At 63.8% G+C, this 19,291-nt stretch carries 18 protein-coding genes and 1 pseudogene; 10 read left to right on the forward strand and 9 right to left on the reverse strand.

What is annotated here, in order from left to right; genetic code table 11:
* Position 1: 1 nt before the first annotated feature.
* From IBX18_RS06440 to IBX18_RS06450, 3 genes are read right to left on the reverse strand one after another with little or no spacing between them, the layout of a single operon-like run.
* Entirely contained in the window at positions 2–1,063 is a 1,062-nt protein-coding gene (locus IBX18_RS06440) for an enediyne biosynthesis protein (protein ID WP_194832815.1), read from the reverse strand.
* Positions 1,060–3,039, reverse strand: a complete 1,980-nt coding sequence (locus IBX18_RS06445) for a CRTAC1 family protein (RefSeq protein WP_228540567.1) — start codon at positions 3,037–3,039, stop codon at positions 1,060–1,062. The genes IBX18_RS06440 and IBX18_RS06445 overlap by 4 nt, the downstream gene beginning before the upstream one ends.
* Complete coding sequence (locus tag IBX18_RS06450) at positions 3,036–4,061, reverse strand: DUF1702 family protein (protein ID WP_194832816.1); 1,026 nt, start codon at positions 4,059–4,061, stop codon at positions 3,036–3,038. Before IBX18_RS06450 ends, IBX18_RS06445 begins: the two co-directional genes overlap by 4 nt.
* 500 nt (positions 4,062–4,561) lie before the next feature.
* Between IBX18_RS06450 and IBX18_RS06455 the strand changes: the two genes are divergently transcribed.
* Positions 4,562–5,302: a helix-turn-helix domain-containing protein gene (locus tag IBX18_RS06455; RefSeq protein WP_194832817.1), complete on the forward strand. Its 741-nt coding sequence runs from the start codon at positions 4,562–4,564 to the stop codon at positions 5,300–5,302.
* 252 nt (positions 5,303–5,554) lie between these two features.
* Positions 5,555–7,201 (forward strand): MFS transporter, encoded by a 1,647-nt coding sequence (locus tag IBX18_RS06460; protein WP_194832818.1) that lies wholly within the window; start codon positions 5,555–5,557, stop codon positions 7,199–7,201.
* Between the two features lie 6 nt (positions 7,202–7,207).
* On the opposite strand, the gene IBX18_RS06465 is transcribed toward IBX18_RS06460, so the two are convergent.
* Positions 7,208–7,573 (reverse strand): hypothetical protein, encoded by a 366-nt coding sequence (locus IBX18_RS06465; protein ID WP_194832819.1) that lies wholly within the window; start codon positions 7,571–7,573, stop codon positions 7,208–7,210.
* A 133-nt stretch (positions 7,574–7,706) separates the two neighbouring features.
* On the opposite strand from IBX18_RS06465, the gene IBX18_RS06470 reads away from it, so the two are divergent.
* From IBX18_RS06470 to IBX18_RS06485, 4 genes are read left to right on the forward strand one after another with little or no spacing between them, the layout of a single operon-like run.
* Positions 7,707–8,888, forward strand: a complete 1,182-nt coding sequence (locus IBX18_RS06470) for an acyl-CoA dehydrogenase (protein WP_306796171.1) — start codon at positions 7,707–7,709, stop codon at positions 8,886–8,888.
* Positions 8,889–8,907: 19 nt separating this feature from the next.
* A complete protein-coding gene (locus IBX18_RS06475) occupies positions 8,908–10,137 on the forward strand; it encodes a Tm-1-like ATP-binding domain-containing protein (RefSeq protein ID WP_194832821.1) in 1,230 nt (409 codons plus the stop codon).
* A complete protein-coding gene (locus tag IBX18_RS06480; protein WP_194832822.1) occupies positions 10,134–10,964 on the forward strand; it encodes a phosphoenolpyruvate hydrolase family protein in 831 nt (276 codons plus the stop codon). The genes IBX18_RS06475 and IBX18_RS06480 overlap by 4 nt, the downstream gene beginning before the upstream one ends.
* A 39-nt stretch (positions 10,965–11,003) precedes the next feature.
* Positions 11,004–11,414, forward strand: coding sequence for a cupin domain-containing protein (locus IBX18_RS06485; RefSeq protein WP_194832823.1), 411 nt, complete (start codon positions 11,004–11,006; stop codon positions 11,412–11,414).
* Positions 11,415–11,430: 16 nt separating this feature from the next.
* Here the strand turns inward: IBX18_RS06485 and IBX18_RS06490 are convergent, their stop codons facing one another.
* Entirely contained in the window at positions 11,431–12,042 is a 612-nt protein-coding gene (locus IBX18_RS06490; RefSeq protein WP_194832824.1) for a dihydrofolate reductase family protein, read from the reverse strand.
* Between the two features lie 185 nt (positions 12,043–12,227).
* Here IBX18_RS06490 and IBX18_RS06495 point away from each other — a divergent pair, with 185 nt between their 5' ends.
* The 4 genes and pseudogenes from IBX18_RS06495 (at position 12,228) to IBX18_RS41940 (ending at position 16,253) form a co-directional block, all read left to right on the forward strand.
* Positions 12,228–13,904, forward strand: coding sequence for a hypothetical protein (locus IBX18_RS06495; RefSeq protein WP_194832825.1), 1,677 nt, complete (start codon positions 12,228–12,230; stop codon positions 13,902–13,904).
* Positions 13,905–14,172: 268 nt separating this feature from the next.
* Positions 14,173–15,117, forward strand: coding sequence for a CAP domain-containing protein (locus IBX18_RS06500; RefSeq protein WP_194832826.1), 945 nt, complete (start codon positions 14,173–14,175; stop codon positions 15,115–15,117).
* A gap of 238 nt (positions 15,118–15,355) precedes the next feature.
* Positions 15,356–15,850, forward strand: a pseudogene (locus tag IBX18_RS43375) (alpha/beta fold hydrolase); the annotation flags it as partial.
* A gap of 121 nt (positions 15,851–15,971) precedes the next feature.
* Positions 15,972–16,253 carry a hypothetical protein gene (locus IBX18_RS41940; protein WP_228540568.1) on the forward strand — a complete coding sequence of 94 codons (282 nt, stop codon included), beginning with the start codon at positions 15,972–15,974 and terminating at the stop codon, positions 16,251–16,253.
* Positions 16,254–16,538: 285 nt separating this feature from the next.
* Here the strand turns inward: IBX18_RS41940 and IBX18_RS06510 are convergent, their stop codons facing one another.
* Genes IBX18_RS06510 through IBX18_RS06525 form a run of 4 tightly spaced genes read right to left on the reverse strand, consistent with a single transcriptional unit; the run spans position 16,539 to position 18,853 of the window.
* Positions 16,539–17,078: a hypothetical protein gene (locus tag IBX18_RS06510; RefSeq protein WP_194832828.1), complete on the reverse strand. Its 540-nt coding sequence runs from the start codon at positions 17,076–17,078 to the stop codon at positions 16,539–16,541.
* Positions 17,079–17,095: 17 nt separating this feature from the next.
* The gene (locus IBX18_RS06515) at positions 17,096–17,989 is read right to left on the reverse strand and encodes a hypothetical protein (RefSeq protein WP_194832829.1); all 894 of its coding nucleotides are present in this window, start codon (positions 17,987–17,989) and stop codon (positions 17,096–17,098) included.
* A complete protein-coding gene (locus tag IBX18_RS06520; protein WP_194832830.1) occupies positions 17,986–18,297 on the reverse strand; it encodes a type VII secretion target in 312 nt (103 codons plus the stop codon). Before IBX18_RS06520 ends, IBX18_RS06515 begins: the two co-directional genes overlap by 4 nt.
* Positions 18,287–18,853: a hypothetical protein gene (locus IBX18_RS06525; protein ID WP_194832831.1), complete on the reverse strand. Its 567-nt coding sequence runs from the start codon at positions 18,851–18,853 to the stop codon at positions 18,287–18,289. The genes IBX18_RS06520 and IBX18_RS06525 overlap by 11 nt, the downstream gene beginning before the upstream one ends.
* Between the last annotated feature and the right edge of the window lie 438 nt (positions 18,854–19,291).

Consider the following 19,291-nt stretch of genomic DNA (forward strand, 5'->3'; position numbering starts at 1 on the left):
GTCATGCTCGCTGAATAGTGGGGCCGGGGGACAGCACGGGCACCTGCTCGGTGCTCCGGCGTTCAGCGGCACGGGCTTTGGCAGTCTTCGTCCAGTGGGCAACCCAGGCATAGCTGCCCCGGATCGCGCAGACGATCGTGACGGCGAAGAACAAGGTGTAGACGACGTTGAAGACCATCAGCAGTCCGTACACGGTGGCGGCCGATGCGCCGAACATGAATTGGGCTCGGGCCGGGAACGGCGTCGTGCCGGGGTCGGTGATCATGTAGTTGGTGAACAGGATGAATGCGGTACCGGTCATCGTGCCGAGCGCGGCGACCAGGGCGACGTCGAACAGTTCGTGCCGGACGATGGCCTGGATCACAAACCCACCGAGCCAGCCGACGATCAGCGGCACCCGGCGGACCAGGGTTGCGTTGATCACCGAGCCCGCGACGAGCAGGACGAGCGGGACCGCTATCCGGAACATCGTGTTGATGTTCTCGCCGAACTCGTAGGGCGGCGCGATGCTGATCCAGGTGCTGAAGCACAGCAGCGCCACCGTGATCCCGAAGTTGGACGGGTTCATGAAATGGCGCATCCGCCCGGCGAACGGGGCTTGGAACACGTACTTGCTGGTGATCGCCACCGCTACGGCGAACAGGACCGGCCAGAATTGATTGTTGGCGTAGAGCAGCATGTTCACCGCCAAGGCGGTGATGTGGGCCGGTAGGAGGAACTCGTACACACCGCGGGCGCCGCGACCCAGGAAACGCGGTGACGTGTTGCGCGCCCACGCGGTGATCATCTCGAAAGCCAGGTCGATCACGTAGGCCGACACGAGCGCCAGAATCGGCCACAGGGGTGGCTGTTCGAAGCCGAGGATGGTGTAGCCGATGATATTGAGCACGGTGAGGGAGAGGGCGAAATTCCGTAGGGCCAGGTATCGCACATCTTTTTTGGCCGGTTCGGTGGTCGGAGGGGCACCGTTGGTGGTGGGCGGTGCGATTGTGGTCGCACCATTGCCGCCGGGTGGTGTGGACGGCTGATCGCGGAGGCTGTGTTTACGGTTGAGCAGAGTCATGGTTTCGTGATCCCCTCGGCGATCTCGGTGGCCGTGTCGGTCAGCATCAGTGCGTGCGTGCCGGGCGCGAGCTGGAGTGTCTGGTGATGACGGGCACCGGCGGTGTCGAGCCATTCGATATCGGCCGCGACCGGGGTGCTGGCGGCGCCGAGCCCGAAGTGCACGTCGAAGCTGCGTTTGCCGCTGTGACCGCTGCCGCCGTCGAGTTGGCTGCGCGTGGTCCGGCCGTCGGCGGTGCGCACCGTGACGACCGCGTTGTAGGCAGGCTGTCCGGCGACGGTCGCGGCCGTACCGGTGGCCGGCTGCGCCGGTCGATACAGCCGCAAGGTCAACGAGTTGCCAAGGTCCGGTGATTGATTCGCGAAGAACGCGGGCGGCCCCCACTGCCGAGCGACCGCGAAATCGAGGGTGCCGGTGCCGGTGGTGTCGCCGATGGCGACCCCGCGCGTCGGTATCGGCGAGTTGGTGCCGACCTGATCGGTGATGTCGACGTACTTGCCGTTGCCACCCTTGGCGAACAGCGCCATCGGGTGCTCGCCCGCGATGTCATCGCCGGGGGCGACGCGCGGCCACATTCCAGGGTCGTGCAGCACGACGTCGTTGGTGGTCGCAAGCTCCTGTAGCCAAGCCCATCGGTTACCGCCGTCGCCCTGAACGAACCCGGAGGTCTGCAGCACGTCGAGGGTTCCGGAGTTGCGCAGATCGGCGGCTTTCATGTCCCATCCCCAGCCCGTCCAGGCGAGCCCGAGCTGTTGGGCCTGTTGCGAGAACGGCGCGCGTCCGGCAGCGAGTTCGCGACGCATGTCGTCGGGCGTGCTCGTGTTGTTGCGCCAGACGAAGTTGCTTTCCTGGATGCCCCACGGGGTGGTGATATTGCTGACCAGCATGTCGAATTTTCCGCGATCGTACATATCGACGAAATCGACGCCCATACCTTTGAACGAGTCGTGGCCGAGCACAAACGATTTCGGGTCGGTCCAGGTCCGGTTGCCCGTTGCCGTGCTGAATCGGATAGTGCCCGGCGTCGACTGGTTGTACAGCAGATGATCGCGGCCGAAGTCGTTGCCGACATAGAGCTCGGGCAGCAGATCGCCGGTCAGGTCACCCGATCCGAGCGACAGCGTCCAGCCGGTGCTCTCGCCGAACGGGATCGCGCCCTTCTGCTCGACGTATTCCGGGCGTCCGGCGGCGTCGTTGCCGTTCCACCGGAATACTCGCTCGCCCGCGGCGTTCTTCGCATTCGACATCGAGTCGTTCATGACGACGTCGGGGCGCCCGTTCGGGTCGAGGACGCCGGAGTTCGGGAAATAGTTTCCGAAGACGATGTCCGGGTGGCCGTCACCGTCGAAGTCGGCGATCGACACGGCATTGGTGTTCCACTGTTCGCCGTGGTACTGATCGCGCGTGGTCCCCGACGGGATCACCTCGGTCGGTAGGTATTTCGGCGCCGGATCGGCGGCATCGGCCTGGTGCAGGAACATGATCGGTGTTCGTCCCCAGTAGTAGACGAGCAGATCCATTCCGCCGTCGCCGTTGAAATCGCCGGGGGCGCAACCCATCGGCGCCATCGTCGAATCCATCGTGATCGGGTCCGGCCGGAGCACGAATGGGGTGAAGCGGTCGGCCTGAGGTGCGGTCGGGGTGTAGGTCACGATCACCGAGTCGGTTCGGGTGTCGACGATGCACATGCCGTCGGAGCGACCTTGTCCGACCAGGTCGTTGACGGCAATCGAGGCACCGACCGAGGAGATCCACGAGCGAATGCGCTGATATGCCGGGTTCACCTCGCGCACGGATTTCATCGTCAGCTGGTCGTATCCGGGCGGCATGGCGATCGCCATGGATTCGAGTTTGTAGTCCTGTGCCACGGTGTCCGGGTCGTCGGTGGCGACCTGTGCTTGCGCGACCAGGAAGGCGGATGCCAGCAGCACCACCGCGGCGATCGCCGGCGCCAGGGCTCTTATACGAGCGTTCATGATTCGGCCTTTGCGGTTGTTTCCGTGGCTGCGGAAGCGGTCGGGTCGGGAGGCTCGTCGGTCAGGCACTGTTGTCGGATCCGTTGTCGCCAGACCTCGTAACCGGCCAGGCCGTCGATCGTCGGCTCCGCGGGCCGGGTCTCGATCGCGATCCTGGAGGCGTCATCGACGGGCCTGCCGGTGAAAACTCTTACGGCGGTCTCGGTATTCGGCTGCACGATGTGGGCGCGGGCACGGGCTTCGGCGGCAAAGGTCGCGCCCTGGCCGATCTCTTCGCGATAGGCCGAGGCCTGCTCGCGCAACGTGGCGAGTTCGTCGGGGGTGGCACCGCCCGCGTAGGTCGCCGCCAGGCCGAGGCCGGCGAACAAGTCCGGCCGCCGATCCGCCGGGAACGCGTCGATCATCGTGCATGCGGCCACCGGATCGGCGCCGGCGACGAACCACATCGCGCGCCCGATCCCCTGATCGATCGCGTGCGGCACGTAGTTCGGGTGCAGGACCGACACGACGGGCGGGTTCGGGTCCACATACTGTTGTTTCACGTAGCGATCGGTATGGAAATAGGCCTGGTGAAACCCGTAGCCGTCCAAGGCGAGCCAGATCAGCACCGGATCGGTCGCCCCGGTCAGCGCCGCTCGGTGCAGTGGCCGCGGCAGTCTGGCCAATGCCCAGCCCACGCCGACGTAGATCATGTAGAGATGCTCGTCGGCTGCGGTGATGAAGTCGGCAACGTGACGGCGGCTGCCGATGGGCAACGCGTCGCGAATCGCCATCGCCATCGCCGCGCCCTCGAAAGCGAAACCCCTTCGGTCGCTTTCTATTTCGTACAGCAGCGCCGCGGTTTCGGCTGCTGTGGCACGCTCGGCGCCGACACCGAATCCTTCGATGAACGTCGCGCCGGGTTTCTCCAGGCAAGCGGCGGCGTGTGGATTGCGGGCCGGGAAACCGCGAACCTGCAACGAGGCCTGCCGCGCGTCCGGCGTCAAGATCTTCCGGCGGAGCCCACCCAGAGCGAAGATCATCCGAAGCCCTCCTTCGCAGAACCTGTACTCAAGGTTCCCATCCGGTCGCGTCTGGGGCTTCTCCCTCGTTGCTCAATCTATAAAACGGAAGTATTCTACCGACCAGTTGCATAACATGAATCATGGTGGCGAACTGAGCCACCGTCGGGCACTCCGTTCGCCTGCCTCGCTGCATCGGGGCCATGAGGCTTGCGTCGGGGCTACGGGTTAAGGGGGTACTCGGAAGTAATGCAACCGCCACTGCGGATTCGACGGCTGCGCTTGCCGAGCGTTCATCCCGCAGTTGAGGGGCCACCGGCATTTTCGTAATGGCGCGCGGCCTTTGCGGCGACACCTGAATGGTTCGACCTCGGTGCCAGAGGCGGCCGGTCAGTTCCACCATCAGCGGCAGCGGCCATATTTCCTCGCACTAGCAAAGGCGCTATTTCGTAGCATCCCGCAGTCGAACGGCTGCGGTAGGCTCACTTCTGCTGTCACCGGCTCAGGCATCCTGGATTGTTATGAGTTTGGGAGAGTTCGTGTCCGACCATATTGCTGACAGCATCAAGTACATGTGGGAAAACTGCGGGCAACAGGTTACCTTGGATGACCTCGCCGACGTCGCACAATGCAGTAAGTTTTACTTCATCAGACGGTTTCGCGCCGAAACCGGCTGGTCACCCGCCCGTTTCCTCGCCGCAATCCGTCTGGCGCGAAGCAAGAAGTTATTGGCCTCCACGACTATGCGAGTGTCCGACATCTCGTACGCCGTCGGGTACCTCAGCTACGGCACATTCACGTCGCGGTTCACCGAAGCGGTCGGACTCAGTCCGTCCCAGTATCGTCGGTACGTCCGCGGCGAGCAGGTTCCGTTGAAATGGTCCGAGCAGCATGAATGCGGCCGAGAACCCAGCATGCCGTTATTGTGCGGCAAACTGTCCGACCCGGAGGGGTCGACAGTGAGTCGAAGGTACATGAGTATTTTCCCCGCAGCCAACCCGTTGACATCGGCCGCCGCGTTGCTGATTGTCGCAAACCAGGGCGCGTTCAGTTTGAGCTGTGTACCGCCCGGAAAATGGATTGCTCGCGCGATCGCGGTCTCGACCGTTCGCGACGACAGAAATCGTCGAATAACCCGAGATGTCCGCACCGGAATCTGTGAGTTCCGACTACGGAAAAACGATAGGCTCGAAATCGGTATCACCTTGACCGAGCGTACGATTCGGACCGCGCCCTTTTTGCTGGCACTGCCGCAGCTGTGAATATCGGGACTTTACCGATTTGATTTCAGCAAGATCGTGAGCTCGCGACCGTTCGGCCCGGTCGGCACCGCCTCGATCGGCGCAGCCATGCCGACAGGCTATGACCACCGGCGTATCGCGCCGCTTTCGGTTCCTCGGCCGTGCGCTGCCACGCCACCCCGCAGCTGTTACTCGTCGTGCCACGGCTGTTTTGGTACGCGGGTTCCGCTTCCATTTCGTCCGCTGTCCGTGCGGTAAAGAACGGAGATATGTGTGTGTAGCCAAAGACATTTCGACTCATCGATCGAGCAACCCGACGACGGACCTCGACCGGCGCCTATTCGGCGGCGCACCCGCGCCTTCTGGTTCGGGCTCGCCGCAACAACTTTCGGCACCGCGCTGCACTTTCCGATGTACTGGGAGTCCAGGCACATGGGTTATCACATGGCCGACATGCCCATGGATACATCGATGATCGCAGGAATGGTGTTGATCGTCGTCGGCCTCGTCGTCACCACCTACGGCCTCGTTCCTGTTGGGGCACAGCGTGATCAGGTGGCAAACCTGCGGGTGCGCGCACTCGACGACGCCCCGATCAATCGCGTGCACGTGATTCTGCTGCTCGTGATGGCCGCGGCGATCACCATCGATGTCATGAAGCCGACCACGCTTGCGTTCGTCGTGCCCGGCGTCGCCAAGGAATACGGCCTGAAAACCGCGACCAATCCTGGCGGCGGCCTACCGGCTGCACTGCTGCCGCTCGCGGGTATCACCGGCACGGTGATCGGCTCGTTCCTCTGGGGTTGGCTCAGCGACAAAATCGGCCGCAAGGCGGCCATCCTGCTGGCCGGTGTGTTCTTCGTGGCCACTTCGGTGTGCGGTGCGATGCCGAGTTTCGAGCTCAATCTGCTGATGTGCCTGATCATGGGCATGAGCGCGGGCGGCATGCTGCCGATCGCGTTCACCCTGCTCGCCGAGACGATTCCGGCCCGGCATCGCGGCTGGCTGATGGTGCTGATCGGCGGTGACATCGCGGGCGCCTACATCATCACCAGTTGGCTCTCGGCCACCGTCGGCGACAGTTACGGCTGGCGGGTGATGTGGCTGATCGGGTTCCCGACCGGCCTGCTGACCATCCTGCTCACCCGATGGATCCCCGAGTCACCGCGCTTCCTGCTGGCACTCGGCCGCCGCCGGGAGGCCGAGCAGGTGCTGCGTGTCTACAACGCATCCATCACCGAGGTCGAAAACTCCGAACTGACAGTCGAATCCGGTGTCAAGGGGGGATACCGCCGTCTCGTGCAGGTGCCGTTCGGCGGGATCACCACTGTGCTGGTGCTGGTCGGTCTCGGCGTCGGCCTGGTCGTCTACGGCTTCCAGCTCTGGCTGCCGACCAACCTGCGCCAACTCGGCTACAGCGGCGTCTCGGCCGATCAGATCCTGCGCGACTCCGCGCTGATCGGCTTCCCCCTCAATTTCCTGGTCGCCTACTGCTATCACCGCTCGTCGAAATGGACGATGGTGATACTCAGTGCGCTGCTTGCGGTTTCACTGTTCGGGTTCGTCGCGCTCGGAGATCGCATAGCCGACAACAAGATTCTGCTGTACGCGCTACTCATCCCGCCGATCTGGGGAGCGAGCTCGGTGGTGGCGGTACTCGTCGCCTATGGCGCCGAGGTGTATCCGACGCGAATACGTTCCCGTGGCACCGGTTTGGCGGCCGGCATGAGCAAGGCGGGCGGCATCATCGTGCTCGCGCTCGTGGTGCTCGCCGTTGCGGCACCGTCGATTTCGATGACCGCGCTCATCAGTGCCGTCCCGATGACCATCGCGGCCGCGGCGGGTGTCGCCTTCCTGGTCGAGACGCGTCGGCGCTCGCTGGAGGAGATCACCGCCGAGGAACTACGGGCTATCGCCTGATGCGCGCTACGGGTAGACGTGCAGCCAGCCGATCGTCAGCAGCCATATCGCGATGCCGCAGAGCGCGACATAGACGATCAGCCAGGGGAGTGCCGAGAGGTGCCTTCTCATTCTGTCTCCCGTCCCGACGGCGAGCCAGTGCTGCTGCAACGAGTCTGTCAGCTCGTCCACGCGTGCCACTGCGGTGCCCTGGTGAACCAGATAGGTTGCGGCGCCGACGGATTGGACCTCTGCCGAGCGCAGAAGGTCGCGATGCGGATCAGAATAGCAAGGGAGAACCGAGCTCACTCCGGATTCGACTTGCCCGGGTGCCGGCGCCTGAACGCCGTGCTGATCGAGATCGCCGAGCCGAACGCGAACCTCCGCGGTCACATACGGGTCCGCTGAGCCGACCATGCACGTTGCGCGGCAGGGGTTCGCATCGGAGAGTGGTGGTTGGCGCGCAAGAGTGACCGGGTGGCCGAAGATGCCGCCGCACTGTGGTTTCGAATCCAGGAGGAAGCGTGTGACAGCCTCGGCTCGGCTACACATCAGCAATGAATTCCCGGCGATGCTGGAACGGATCGACGCGCTCGGCGAGTCCATCGAAGCGAACGCGGCGGCGGCCGACACACTCGGCAGGCTCACCGCGGACACCGCGAAGTCGTTGCTGGGCACGGGGATCATCCGGGCGGGTCTGCCGGAGAACCTCGGCGGTTACGAATTCTCCCCGCGTCAGTTGATTCACACGATCGAGCGGCTCAGCTACCACGACGCCTCGGCCGGCTGGACGATGATGGCGCTGCAGATGATGACCGGCACCACGGCGGCCTATCTCGGTGCCGTCGCGGCCGCCGATCTGTTCCCCGATGTCGCGAGCGGTGAGCACGCCTTGCTGTCCGGCCATGGCACCCGGCCCGGCCGCGCTGTCCCGGTGGACGGCGGCTACCTGGTCAGTGGGGAATGGCAGTTCGCCTCCGGTATGGCACTGGCCACACACATCCACAGTGCGATCCAGGTCGAGGGTACCGGTGAGGCCCGGATACTGGCGATGCCCAAGTCGCAGGTGACTCTCGTCGACAACTGGGACGTGCTCGGCCTCCGGGCGACCAGCAGCATCGACTATCACTGCACCGATGTGTATGTCCCGCAAACGCACACGTATCGCGCGACCACAATGGACCCCGCCAACGGCGGCGCGATCTACCGCATCGGCATAGTGAACATGTCCGCGATCGTGCACACCGGCTGGGCACTCGGTGTCGGCCGTCGGCTACTCGACGAATTGAAGCTCTACGCTGCGCAGAAGTCGGGTACGTTCCATGCCGCCGTCGACACCGCGCAATTCCACGCCGACTATGCGACCGCCGAAGCCGAGCTGCGCGCGGCCCGCGCGTGGGTGCGGCAAGCCTGGCAGGAAAATGAAGACACGCTTGCCGCAGGTGAATTGCTGAGTACCGAGCAGGAGACGCTGATCCGGCTGGTACTCAACCACACGACGTGGACCGTGCACGACATCGGCCAGACGGTGCACCGATGGGCAGCGACAACCGCGATCCGGCGCGGGCCGATCGAACGGTTTCTCCGCGATCTCAACACCGGCACCCAGCACATCACCTCGGGCCCCATAGTCCTGCAGAATTGCGGAAAGTGGCTCAGCGGTGCCCAACCCGAAGCCCACTGGGAGTTCCTGGACCTGGTCGACTGATCACCCGGAGGAGCGGCGCATGGCCATCATGTTGTTGGGAACCTTCGACACCAAGGGGGAGGAGTACGCGTACGTTCGTGACTTGATAGTCGAGTGCGGCAGGGAGGTCGTGCTGGTCGACACCGGTGTCTTGGGGACCTCGTCCCTCGTCGCCGACGTGGACTCGTCAGCGGTCGCTGCCGCGGCGGGCGCCGATCTGGCAGGGCTCAGGCATCGGCGGGACCGTGGGGTCGCCCTGGAGGTGATGGCGGCCGGCGCCGCTACCATCGCCGAGCATTTGCACGCGCAGGGTCGGCTCAGTGGTGTGCTCGCGCTCGGTGGCAGCGGAGGTTCCTCGATTGCCGCGACGGTCATGCAAGCGTTACCTGTCGGCCTGCCGAAGCTGCTGGTCTCGACAATGGCCGGCAGGGACGTCTCGCCGTATGTCGGGACGACCGACATGACGCTGATGTACAGCGTCGTCGACGTGGCGGGGATCAATTCGATTTCGCGTCAGGTGCTGGGCAACGCTGCGGCCGCGATCGCGGGGATGGCCGGCGCATACGAGAGTAGACGATCGAAACATGCTGGGGCACAGGACAAGCCGCTCGTCGCCGCCACCATGTTCGGCGTCACCACCCCCGCCGTGGATACCGCTCGACGCCGGTTGGTGGAACTGGGGTACGAGGTGCTGGTATTCCACGCCACCGGCTCCGGCGGTCGCACCATGGAGAATCTGGCCGCTGACGGGCACTTCGCCGGTGTCCTGGACCTCACCACCACGGAGCTCGCCGACGAGGTCGTCGGCGGGGTGTTGTCCGCCGGGCCTGATCGGCTCACCGCGGCGGCAAAGGCGGGCATTCCGCAGGTCGTCAGCCTCGGTGCGTTGGACATGGTGAACTTCGGGCCGAAGGACACCGTGCCGGCGCGGTTCCGCGAGCGACACTTGCTCGTCCACAACGAGACAGTCACGTTGATGCGTACGAGTGCCGTCGAAGCGGCCCGGATCGGTACCGTGCTCGGCCGGAAGCTGGCAACGGCAACCGGGCCCACCGCGTTGTTCGTCCCCCGCGGTGGACTGTCTGCGGTCGATGTCGACGGCGGGCCATTCTGGGACCCTGCGGCGGACGCGGCGTGCATCGACGCGGTACTCGACGCGGTGGCCGGAACCGACGTCGAGGTGATCGACAGCGACCAGGACATCAACAGCACGGCGTTCGCGACGGCGGCCGCCGAGCATCTGCACCGACTCATCAGGAGCGCATCGTGAATCGTGAACAAGCTCTCGCCGGATTCCGCAGCCAGCTCGATGCCGGTCAGCCACTGATCGGTGCGGGCGCGGGCACCGGACTGTCGGCCAAGTCCGCGGAGACGGGGGGAGCCGACCTCATCATCATCTACAACTCGGGGCGGTTCAGGATGGCCGGTCGTGGCTCCCTCGCCGGCCTGATGCCCTATGGCGATGCCAACGCCATAGTGATGGAGATGGCCGCCGAGGTTCTCCCGATCGTCAAGCAGACCGCTGTCCTCGCCGGTGTCTGCGGCACCGATCCGTTCCGGCAGATGCCGCGGTTTCTCGATGAGATCCGCGCCATCGGGTTCACCGGTGTCCAGAACTTTCCCACCGTCGGCCTGATCGACGGAGTCTTCCGTGCGAATCTCGAGGAGACCGGTATGGGGTTCGATCTCGAAATCGAGCTGATCCAGTTGGCAGCCGAACGCGAGTTGCTCACTGCGCCATATGTATTCGATGTGGAGCAAGCTACGGCGATGGCGCAGGCGGGTGCGGATATCATCGTGCCGCACATGGGCTTGACGACGAAGGGCAGCATCGGCGCGACGACGGCGATCACCCTCGACGAGGCGGTGGTGCGGGTGCAGGAGATGCGTGACGCGGCCGCGGCGGTCGACCCTGGCATCCACGTGTTGTGTCACGGCGGCCCGATCGCCGAACCCGGCGACGTGCGCTATGTTCTCGAGCGCACCCACGGTGTCGCGGGATTCTTCGGTGCGTCATCGATGGAGCGGCTGCCCACCGAGCGCGCCATCTCCGACCAGCTTCGCGCCTTCAAGGAAATCCCCACCAGCCACCCGTGAGTCGCGCTATATCCGGGCAGCTCGACGAAGGAGAGTCTTATGTACCGCGATCCGAACACTGTTGCGACAATGGTTTTCGACTGGGGCTCGATCAAATGGCATGTCACGCCCGACATCATCAACGGTGCGTCGTCGACGCTCGGCGAGGTGGTGATCAACCCGAACAAAGGCCATGATCGCCACGACCATCCCGACTCCGATGAAATCCTCTATGTCGTGGACGGCGAGGGACGCCAAACCGTCGGTGACAGCGACGAATTCGCCATCAAGGCCGGCGACGCGGTATGGATCCCGCGCGGCACCCTGCACTCCACTTACAACACCGGATGGCGCCCACTCCGATTGGTGGCAACCTACACCCCCGGCGGCGCCGAGGCCGCCCTTCGTGGTCTGCCGGATTTCGTCGAACTGGCGCCGGGGGAGTTCCCGACGTGGGCACAGGACTCGTAACCGGTTCCGCGGGCCCTCAACTGAGTTCGGCCGACCGGTTCCCGAGCACTCGGTAGCGGAGGTGCGTGACATCGCGCGCGGTCAGCCGCCGGATCAGGTCGAGCTCGATGCGGTCGGGGCCCAGACCGTCGAACAACCGACGCCCTCCGCCGAGGAGGACCTGTACGAGATGGATTTCCATTTCATCGAGTAGCCCGGCCCGCAGCAGCGCTTGTGCCGCACCCGCGCCGTGCACCAGCACAGGACGACCGCCCGAAGCGGCTCGGGCCCGGGTGACACAGTCTTCGACGTCGGTGACGAACTGCGCGCTGCCTGGCGGCACGTCGTCGTCATCGATGCGGTGGGTCAGGACGAAGATCGGCACGCCGTCGTGATGGTCACCCTGCCAACGCCCGGCCAGCTCGAAGGTGCGCCGGCCGGAGATCACCGCACCGGTCGCCATGGCCTCGCCGAACACCTGCCCGCTCGGGCCATCCGACATCCGATCATCGAGCCAGTTGAACAGCCGCCCACCATCGCGACCGAGCTCCTGGCCCGCCCGATCGTCCGGGCCTGCGATGAAGCCGTCGAGCGACATCGACATGTAGAGGCGGATCGGTGGGGTGCGCTGCGGGATGTCTGGGTTCATGTGCATTGAGACCGTGTGGGTTCGACGAAATCATCGCTGTCGAACCCGGCACCTGAGTCCCGGATCGGTTCGCGCATTCAGGTCGAGGGGTGCGGGCGGGGAGCGAACGCCCGCTGAGGGAAGCGGCGTCGCGCGGCGACCGTGCCCATGGTTGCATGTGGGGGCGCAGGACGAGGTGGAGGATCATGGGATACGACTGCACATTGCATCTGGTTGACGAGGACGCGATTCGGGAGCAGTTCGTGCCCCGGTTGCTCGGGAGTTCCACCGAGCCGACGGCGTTGGATCGAGTGCATCCAGGTGCCGAGGACCTTTGGCGGCAGGTGCGGGAGCTGTTGCTGGGAGCGGACGCGCGGGCGGCGGCGGAGGCCGTGTCCGTTGCGGCGGTGATGTTCAGCGCTTCGATGCTGCCGTACCGGTACGAGCGAGGATTGGCGCTGAGTTTGGCGTTCGAGGCGGGGCGGGTGTTCCCGGACGCGGTGTTCGTGCCGAAGGGCGAGTACGCGTCGGACGGGCTGTTCACCGAAGTTGTTGCGGCGCATCCGCAACTCGGTGGGCAGTTCTCGTCGGGATGGTTCAGCGGGAACTATTCGACGGGTCTGTATGTGCCTGCCGAACATGTGGCGGAGGTGCTGGAGTGGGTGCAAGAGCAGCTCGTGCCATTGTCGAAAGGCGAGCGGCGGAAGTACCGGGGGATCGTGGCGACGCTGCGGGCGGCGGTCGACCGCAAGCTGGGGTATTGGGAGGCAACCGATCTCGCGGTGCCCGCGGCAGGTGAGTTCCCGGGTGATCCGGAGCTGATGTGGGCGCAGTATTTGGGCAACGACGGAACGCCAGCCGCCGCGGTGGAGACCGCGCCGCCTTCGCCGATCGCGAGCGTGCTCGATGACATCGTCGACGGATTCCTGCTGTCGCACAGCGACGGCAAGAATCCGCGGGTGGAGTTGTGGGATCTCGCGGTGTGGCCGCCGCGTTTGTCGTTGCAGCGCAACGAGTTCTGGGTAGCGGCAGCACAGGCGCCCACCGGTGGATGGCTCGCGATGTCGACCCACGACACGAAGGCGCGCCCGCGCGTGTTCGGGCCGATCCTGGTGGACGGGGCGGCGGATGCGCCAAAGGTTTTGCCGGCCAAGGGGCCGGGCGAGGCCGATCTCAACGCGCACGAGTGCTACTTCCTCGGCGCACGTCCCGTGGTGTTGCACGAGGTGAAGAGGCACCTGCTGCGATTCGGCGGCCTGAATGTCGGTGACCCACTGCCTGGTCCGCTGTGGCTCGCGGAATCCGGTGCGTGGGAGCAGGTTCCCGGCATTCCGGATGCCGCCGTGGTGAAGAGTGTGCTCGGCGACGCCGCGCTGCCGATGACCGGAGCCGCACGGCTGACGGATGGCAGCACCGTATTGATCTGGGACGGGCACGGTTACGAGCTCGATGCGACGGGCACCGGCTGCGTCCGCGCCTTCGAGATGGGCGCCGAGCGCTCGCACGTCGAGTTCACCTCGGCGCCCGCGGGGGACGACGGATTCTTTTATCTGTCCAATCGCGACCTGTACGAAATCCATCGCGGTGGTACCCCGATCCGGCATGTCGCGGCGTGGACGAATGTGATGGCCGTGCGTCCGGGACCGGACGGCGGTCTGCTGTTGAAGTTCGGTGAAAACGACGAGGGTGATGTCGGGGTCCTCTACTTCCCGGAAAACGGCACCTACATTTCGTTGCCGCCGGAGATGTTCGACGACAGGTCCAGCTACTCGGCCCTGTACTGGAGCGAGGCGGCCGATCGAATCGTGGTGGTCCGTAACGGGTTCGTCGCCGTTGCGGTGGAAAGTGTGCTGGCACAGCCGCGATCGGCGGTGCCGGAGTAGTTCCGATCCTGGGTTCCGGCAAATAACCTGTCGCGCGATTGGTAATTGTCGCGATGATCCGGCCGCGCTGATTCCGTGGTGGTTTCAGACTGGCCTTGACTCGAATTAACGAGACCTTACGCAACTCGACCGTTCCGTTACCTGTCCCTACCCTTCGGTACTGATCGGTAGGTGGATCAAGGTGGCTTCAACACTGATCAGAACGAGTACGGAGAATGGTGAGCACCTCCGTCTATTCGCCAAATCCGCAGTGGGAGAAGCAGTGTCGATGAACGCAGGGTCGAAGATGTGGAATGGATTGCGCGAGCTCGCCGGTCGGCGGTCCCGGGCCGTGCTCGGTGCGGTGTGCGTGGGGGTTGTCGTCGCGGGGAGTGCGATGGCAGGCCCCGCGACCGCCGAACCGGACGAGCCGGCGACGGGGACCGTCGAGTCGCAGAACTGGCGTTGGCCGGTGAACTTGCGGTCCGGTCCGAGCCTGCGGAGTTCGAAGGTCGGCCGGGTTCGGCACGGTGAGCGGGTGACGATCGTCTGCACGACCCGTGGCGACCGGGTGAAGGGTGCTTGGGGTGCGACCGATGTGTGGGACCGGCTCGACAGCGGTCGGTGGATCAGCGACGCCTTCGTCGACACCGGAACCGACGAGCCCGCGGCACCCGACTGCGCGGGCGGCGAACCCGAGCCGCAGAAACCGGACGTGCCAACAAAACCGGACGTGCCAACAAAACCGGACGTGCCAACGAAACCGGAGGAGCCCACCAGGCCGGACGAGCCGACAAAACCGTCCCCGGGCGAGGGGCAGGGCGCGACCGCGTGGGAGAAGCAGGTCCTCGACCTCACCAATGCCGAGCGCAGCAAGAAGGGTTGTCAGCCACTACGTCTGGACGAAAAGTTGACCCGCGCCGCGCGCCTGCACAACCAGGAGATGCGAGACCGCAGGTATTTCGACCACATCAGCCCCGACCCCGGTCACCGCTACCCCGAGCACCGCGCGAAGGCACAGGGTTATCAGTCAGAGGTCACCGAAATCATTGCCCTGGGGGCGAGTTCGCCCAAGGAGGCGATGCAGGGCTGGATGAGTAGCTCGGGCCACCGCGCGGAACTGCTCAACTGCTCCTGGAAGTCGGTCGGTGTCGGTGCGCTGCCCGGCACCGGGCGCGGAGGTTCCTTGCTCGACACGGGGCCGTGGTGGACCCAGATGTTCGGAGCACGTTGAGCACTGTTCGTGTGGGAGCGGCTGGGCTGGTGCACCGTCGCACCACAGGACCGGTCCGAGATGCTGTTCGGAACCACCATCTACTGCGGATGGAGAGGCAGCCCTTGTCTCGGACGGGTGACCCTCCGCGCCGTTGAGTCAGCCGGCAGCACAGGCACCGCGGTCTCCTCGGAGGGTTGGCGGCAGTCCGGTGTGGGTAAGAACCCAGCATCTGTCGTCATCTCATCCGGGGGGATTCGTGCTCGAGCCTGTCCGTCAACGCCCTGACACTTCAACTGCCGCTGCGACATTCGTGTTCGTGCACGGTCTGACGAGCAACAGCTTCTACTGGGCGCCGGTGGTCCGCGAACTGGCATTGCTCGGACATCGCAGTCTGCCGGTGGACCTGCCTGGACACGGGCTCGACGCATCGATACCCGTGTCATATCAGACGCGGGATGTTGGCGCATTCACCGCCGGACCGTCACCGATGGCCGCGATCACAGTGCAGGACAACGTCGCCCACGTCATCGACGTGGTGCGGCGTGTACGTCGGCATGGACCAGTCATCCTGGTAGGCCACAGTCTCGGCGGCATTACGATCGGCCTGGTCGGCAACGCCATACCCGAGGCCATTCATCGCATCGTCTACCTCTCCGCGTTCTGCCCGTCCACCCCGGAGGCTCCCAGCGCCATGGCGCTGAGCCAGACGCCCGAAGCCATGAAGGACGTCCCGACACCGAACTCGGACCATTCGCTGTTCCTGGGAATGGAGCCCGTCTCCCGCGGCGTCATCCGCTTCGATTTGCGGTCTGCCGACATCGAAGCCCTCGAGGATTTCCGGCTGACCAACATGCCCGGCGACTCTGGAACAGATGCTCACGGTGATCAACTTCGGTATGCAACCCGAGGACGGGGCACAAACCAGCTTCGCCGACGCCCGCGTCGAGGCCGACACCTGGGGACGGATACCCCGCAGCTATATCCGCCTCACCCGGGACAACGTCATCTCCGCAGCCCTGACCGCGAAAATGATCGACGACGCCGACCATCTCACACCGGATAATCCGTTCGACGTCCACAGCCTGCCGGCCGGACACATAGGTGTCGTGCTCCAAGCTCGCGAACTGGCGGCCCTTCTCGACCAGCTCGTCTGAACCGCGACGACAGCCGCCAGACCAGCACCTAGTTGCCGGTCGGCGGCCCAGGTAGGCGGCCAGCTGCGTGTAGACGTCGGCGTCGTCGAGTGCTGCGGCAAACCGGTCCGAATGGCCCTTCCCCGCCACGCGCATCCGGCGCGGCGAACTTCGGGAAAGCATCCGGCGCCCGCATAGCAAGTTCCGGGTCCAGATCCGTCCGGTAGCACGCGGCATCGGAAATGTTTCCGCAGCTGCGAGCCGCAGACAGCTCCCCGTGTCGTCGCTGGGTGCTCGCCGGATCGTCTACCTATCGACTGCCAACCTTGTGGTCAGCTCGGTGAGGAATTTGACGGATTTGCGCTTGTCGTCATCTGTCAGGTGGAGTTCGCCCTTGTCCGTCTGGGTTTCGGTATCTCGGATTTCGAGAACTGCGTTCCACTTGTTGATCCGGGTAGCAAACCGTACCGTGTTCGAAGGGTTCCCTTGATCTGTTCGCAGGTCGTACACCCATACCGCCTCGCCCAACTCTGGCGTCATAACGAATCCGCGGCGACCCCATGTTGGGTCCGCGTCGTCCGGTGCGTTTCGCACTGAGTAGCTTCCGATCGGGTTCTGGCCCTGGGCGAGCTCGCACACTCCGCCGTGCTTGAGGAGGGCGTCTGTAGAGATGTTTGGGATGGTTCGCGCGTCGACAGCGTGCAGCTCGGTTGTGAAGAATTTTTTCAGAACATCGCACAGTTCTCCCTGCGTTATCGGCGGTGGAGCCTGCGACGACGTGGGTGGGGCAACGGGCTGCGACGAGGAGCACCCGGCGGCCAAGGCCAGCGCAACAGTGGTGACCACGGCTAGCAAGCCAATCCTCACTGAGGCACCGTCCAATCCGATTTGTCGCCGTCTTTCGTAGACGCGTCGCCGATTGCTTCCCGAATTCCTTCGATTCCAGCCCCGTAGGAAGATTTAACACCACTGGGCCATTTGTTGTCAGGAAGGCCTTTTTGAATCGCCGTGATCTGCGATATCTTGTTACCTTCGATGATATTTGTCTTTGCGGAATCCCCCATGCTTTTTACCAGGCCGATGACGAGAGTCCGTGCAGCCTCAACCATCTTTACCAGCTCCTGCGCAACGGAAAGCGCGCCTGAGAACGATATGGAGAGAAGGCTCTTGACGCTGTTGAAAAAGCCGTCCTCAACCTTGGAGATCATCTCCTGCACTTTCGTGGCAATCTCACCGTAGAGAGTCAGTTCTGCCGCAGCAATAGATTCCAAGCTGGTTGCGATCTTCTCAAATTCTAGGGGTAAGTTGTCCAACGCGGGCTGTTGTCTGGTTGTGCGCATTTCTTCGTACCTGGTAGCCGCATCGCCCGACCACTCGGAGAGTTTGGTGTCGGCGAAGTCGCTTCCTGCGGCGATCACATTATTCTTGAGGTTGCGCCAATCGTTCGCGACGTCGATGAACTTCACTGGAACATCCAGATCTGGTTCGAGCGCCTTGAGTTTTTGCCAGGTTTCTCGAATGGCAACATTTGCCTTGTCGCGTTCGGCCCAAATCTCGTCGACCATATCTTCTACGCCCCCGGTCAATACCCCCACCGGATTGACAACGACGCCGGCATACCCGTTCGCCCGAACGAGCTTGACAAGGTGTCCGCAGGCTGAGTCGACCTTTGCCGGCAGGTCTCCCACTTCGATTACCTTTGCGCGCAGATACGATGACTTTTCGAGCAAGCTTCGCTTGTCATCTGCGACCGTCATAATTCCCCCTCGATTTTCGCCAGCTTTCCTTTATTGGCGAGGTCTTCCGCTTCATATGTGTCGGCTGCAGTTTTCAGGACCTTGCCGATGTCCTCGAAAACGGTGACACCTTCATTCAGCCTGTCTCGGAAGTATCCGGGGGCTGGTTGATACTTCGACAGGGCTTCTGCGAATGTGCCTGCTTCTGACGCGGTGATTTCAAGTCTTTTTGTTGTCTCAACTCCGGCCTCGAGGTTTACGGCGGCTTCACCCCAGCTCGTGGCGGCCAACCTCATCGCTCTCAGGTTCAGTGTCAGCTTATCTGCCATTGCCCATCCGTTCTTCTAGGAGCCGCAGCCGATGGTGGTCCAGCTGATATTCCAGATCACCGTCCGAAGAACGCGAATGGTCTCCCCGTACGATGTACTTCGGTCGCATGGAACGGATTTGATCGGCGCACCACATGATTTCGTCTACGATCCGATCAGGCTCCGCAGTCGCTGCCCACTCATTTTGCACCTCGATCGACAGCAGTCGGGATACGTCAGCGGTGATCCTGACGGGATGTTGTCCGTGAAATATGACTTGACCTGACGCTTCGAAATGGCCGCTGTTGATCATACTGCTGGACACGATGCTGTATTCATCCCAGGTTCGCGTCTCGAGCAATACCATCAGCATTGTCCGGTGATCCGGGATCGCTGCCTCCGAAATCTCTTGCGGACTCGGCCGACGACCAGATGCGTACAACTGGTCCAGGCGCCTCTCCACGGCAGCTCTGTAGGCCGCCATAAGTTCGTCGCCTACCTCTTGCGGGGCGACATAGCGGCTCCACTGTGGACGTATCAGAATGCGGATCGGGAGGCATCCTCGGTCGAGTTCCATCGAGGCGAAGGATGACCCGGGACGGGTGGGTGTTGCGGATGAGTCGGCCACCGCGAAGGAGTCCTCAGCCGGTGGCGGCGTCGGCCTGGTGACGGCCGGCGCTGGTCTCAGCTCGACCGGGGATGGCACCGAAGCGGGCCTGGCGGCGTTGGGCCTCGTCGGTACAAGTGGCTCTTCGTCCCAGTACTCATCGGGATCGTCGTAGTGATTGAAGTATCCCCCGGCCGCCCTCACATCACCGCATAGCCTTCTGACCACAGTGCGGGACTATGCCCTGCTGTGGTTGGTAATGACATCGAAACCCCTCCTGCAGTTGGCCACGCCCCACGGTGACGACTGCCTGCCACCCTCTCGGGCGTCGTCCTGTTTGTCAAGATGACGATGATCTTTCTCATCATTGAAATTACTTGGCCACCAGATTAATTGCGACTCCAGCTG

Source organism: Nocardia sp. XZ_19_369 (assembly GCF_015355715.1).
Taxonomy (GTDB): domain Bacteria; phylum Actinomycetota; class Actinomycetes; order Mycobacteriales; family Mycobacteriaceae; genus Nocardia.

Excerpts from the sequence above, each read along its gene's own strand:
- IBX18_RS06440 (WP_194832815.1), bottom strand. The coding sequence starts at position 1,063 with ATGACTCTGCTCAACCGTAAACACAGCCTCCGCGATCAGCCGTCCACA.
- IBX18_RS06445 (WP_228540567.1), bottom strand. The coding sequence starts at position 3,039 with ATGAACGCTCGTATAAGAGCCCTGGCGCCGGCGATCGCCGCGGTGGTG.
- IBX18_RS06450 (WP_194832816.1), bottom strand. The coding sequence starts at position 4,061 with ATGATCTTCGCTCTGGGTGGGCTCCGCCGGAAGATCTTGACGCCGGAC.
- IBX18_RS06455 (WP_194832817.1), top strand. The coding sequence starts at position 4,562 with ATGAGTTTGGGAGAGTTCGTGTCCGACCATATTGCTGACAGCATCAAG.
- IBX18_RS06475 (WP_194832821.1), top strand. The coding sequence starts at position 8,908 with ATGGCCATCATGTTGTTGGGAACCTTCGACACCAAGGGGGAGGAGTAC.
- IBX18_RS06485 (WP_194832823.1), top strand. The coding sequence starts at position 11,004 with ATGTACCGCGATCCGAACACTGTTGCGACAATGGTTTTCGACTGGGGC.
- IBX18_RS06490 (WP_194832824.1), bottom strand. The coding sequence starts at position 12,042 with ATGAACCCAGACATCCCGCAGCGCACCCCACCGATCCGCCTCTACATG.
- IBX18_RS06495 (WP_194832825.1), top strand. The coding sequence starts at position 12,228 with ATGGGATACGACTGCACATTGCATCTGGTTGACGAGGACGCGATTCGG.
- IBX18_RS06500 (WP_194832826.1), top strand. The coding sequence starts at position 14,173 with ATGAACGCAGGGTCGAAGATGTGGAATGGATTGCGCGAGCTCGCCGGT.
- IBX18_RS41940 (WP_228540568.1), top strand. The coding sequence starts at position 15,972 with ATGCTCACGGTGATCAACTTCGGTATGCAACCCGAGGACGGGGCACAA.
- IBX18_RS06515 (WP_194832829.1), bottom strand. The coding sequence starts at position 17,989 with ATGACGGTCGCAGATGACAAGCGAAGCTTGCTCGAAAAGTCATCGTAT.
- IBX18_RS06520 (WP_194832830.1), bottom strand. The coding sequence starts at position 18,297 with ATGGCAGATAAGCTGACACTGAACCTGAGAGCGATGAGGTTGGCCGCC.
- IBX18_RS06525 (WP_194832831.1), bottom strand. The coding sequence starts at position 18,853 with ATGGAACTCGACCGAGGATGCCTCCCGATCCGCATTCTGATACGTCCA.